Raw genomic sequence first — 1,992 nt, 5'->3', positions numbered from 1 at the left:
GGCTTCGCTTGCGCTCAACCCAACCTACGATGCACCGCCGCTTGGGCCCGGCTCTCATAGGTTGGGTTGAGACGGCTCCATCGTCGAAGCCCAACAGACCGATGCCAAGCGAGTCGTAGCGTGGAAAACCGCGCAGCGTTTTCCACTGTGTGGCGTCGCGTCCGCGGACAAGGCTGCGCCGTTGTCCACGCTACGCTCAGGCGCTTGCGGCCGCTCTGACCACCCCCACCAGATGCTCACCCAGCCGCCGATGCTGGTCTGCTTCGAAATGCACGCCATCTATCGGGCTTACCTGGATGATTTCCCCGGCATCGACAAAGGCCGCGCCCTGGGCTTCGGCGACCTGGCGATAACGTGCGGCCAACTCGCGGGACTTGACCGCACCGCCGGCGAAGATCTCGCCGAGAAAGCCCACTTCCTCGATGGGCGCCGGCGCCATGACGATCAGCATGGGCGTGGCGCCGTTCGGGCCGGCATTGCAGCGCCTGATCTCCTCCAGCAGCACCTGCAGGGCACTGGCGATGTCCGCCGGGGTCACCGACAAGCGCGCCTTGAGGTCGTTGGTGCCCAGCATCAGCAACAGGACATCAACCGGCAGCTGACTCTCCAGGCAGGGCCGGAGATAGCTCAGGCCGTTCTTGTGGTGGCCGTCGATGGGATCGTCATGCACGGTGGTCCGTGCCGGCAGGCCTTCCTCGATCACCCGCCAGTCGGCGCCCAGCCCGGAGGCCAGGACGCCAGGCCAGCGTTCGTCCCAGCCGAAGCGTTCGAGTACCCCAGGCTGGGTCAGGGGCCGGGTGCCGTGGGTGTTGGAGTCGCCATAGCAGAGTAGGGTGCGCAAGGACATGGGAAAGCCTCATCGGGACAGGTCATCCTCACCCTAGAGGCTATTCCCGCCACTCGCGAGGGCCGGCGGTCGTGCCAGCGCAGCCGGGTCAGCCCTCGCTCGGCGCCTGGCCGCCCCGCGTCGCCTGATCCAGCGGCGAGCCACCCACCTCGTAGCGCACGTTCATGCGTGGCGAGGCCAGTTCGATGCCGGCGTCGTCCAGGTAGCGCTTGAGCTTCAGGTTGAAGGCCCGCGAGACCTCCCACTGCTTGATCGGCGCGGTCTTGAAGCGGAATCTCAGGATCGCCATGCCGGAATCGAAGCTCTCCACCCCCTGCAGCTCCAGCGGGGACCAGATGTCCCGGCCCATCAGCGGATCCTGGCGCAGCGAGCGACCGACGTCCTGGACCATCTCGATGGCCTTGTCCACCGACAGCGCCTGGGGAATCGGCAGGCGGAAGATGGCGTAGCCGAATTGCCGCGAGTAGTTCTGGATGCTCTTGATCTCGCTGAAGGGGATGGTATGGACGATGCCGTCGATATCCCTCAACCGCACGGTACGGATGGTCAGGCCCTCGACGGTGCCCAGGTGGTTGCCGACGTCGACGTAGTCGCCGATGGCCAGGGAGTCCTCGATGATGATGAACAGCCCGGTGATGAGGTCGGCCACCAGACTCTGGGCGCCGAAGCCCACCGCCAGGCCGATGACGCCGGCACCGGCCAGCAGCGGGGTGACGTTCACGCCCATGTTGGCCAGGGCGACGATCAGGGCGATGACGAAGATGGTCAGGAACAGCACGTTGCGGATCAGCGGCAACATGGTCTGGGCGCGGGCATTGTTCGGGCTGACGCGATGCAGATTGAGGCCGCGGTGGATGGCGGTATCCGCCAGGATCCACACCAGCCAGGCCAGCAACAGGGTGCCCCCCAGGCCAAAGAACTTGCTGGCGACCGCATGGCCGTCACCCTGGCTGAATCTCAGCAGCGAGAGATTCCAGGCGCGCAGGGCCAGCTCGATCCCCACCAGCCAGATGACGATGCCCAGCACCAGCACGAAGAAGGCCCGCAGCCGTTCGGCATAGGCTTCCTGGATGCGGCCGTGCGGGCGCCGGCGCAGCAGCCGCGCCCGCACCAGGGCATTGAGTCCCAGGGCGGCGCCCATGGTC

General features: G+C 66.5%; 2 protein-coding genes. Both read right to left on the bottom strand.

The features are described 5' to 3' along the window. Positions 1 to 196: 196 nt before the first annotated feature. Entirely contained in the window at positions 197 to 847 is a 651-nt protein-coding gene (locus QMX82_RS25605) for an SGNH/GDSL hydrolase family protein (protein ID WP_282288784.1), read from the bottom strand. Between the two features lie 88 nt (positions 848 to 935). Further along, positions 936 to 1,992, bottom strand: a 1,057-nt coding sequence (locus QMX82_RS25600; protein WP_282288782.1) for a mechanosensitive ion channel family protein, incomplete at its 5' end; no start/stop codon positions are given.

The sequence above is a fragment of the Pseudomonas sp. PS02302 genome, assembly GCF_029959585.1.
Classification (GTDB): Bacteria; Pseudomonadota; Gammaproteobacteria; order Pseudomonadales; family Pseudomonadaceae; genus Chryseomonas; species Chryseomonas aestiva.
This window is presented reverse-complemented; position numbering and strand designations above follow the sequence as displayed.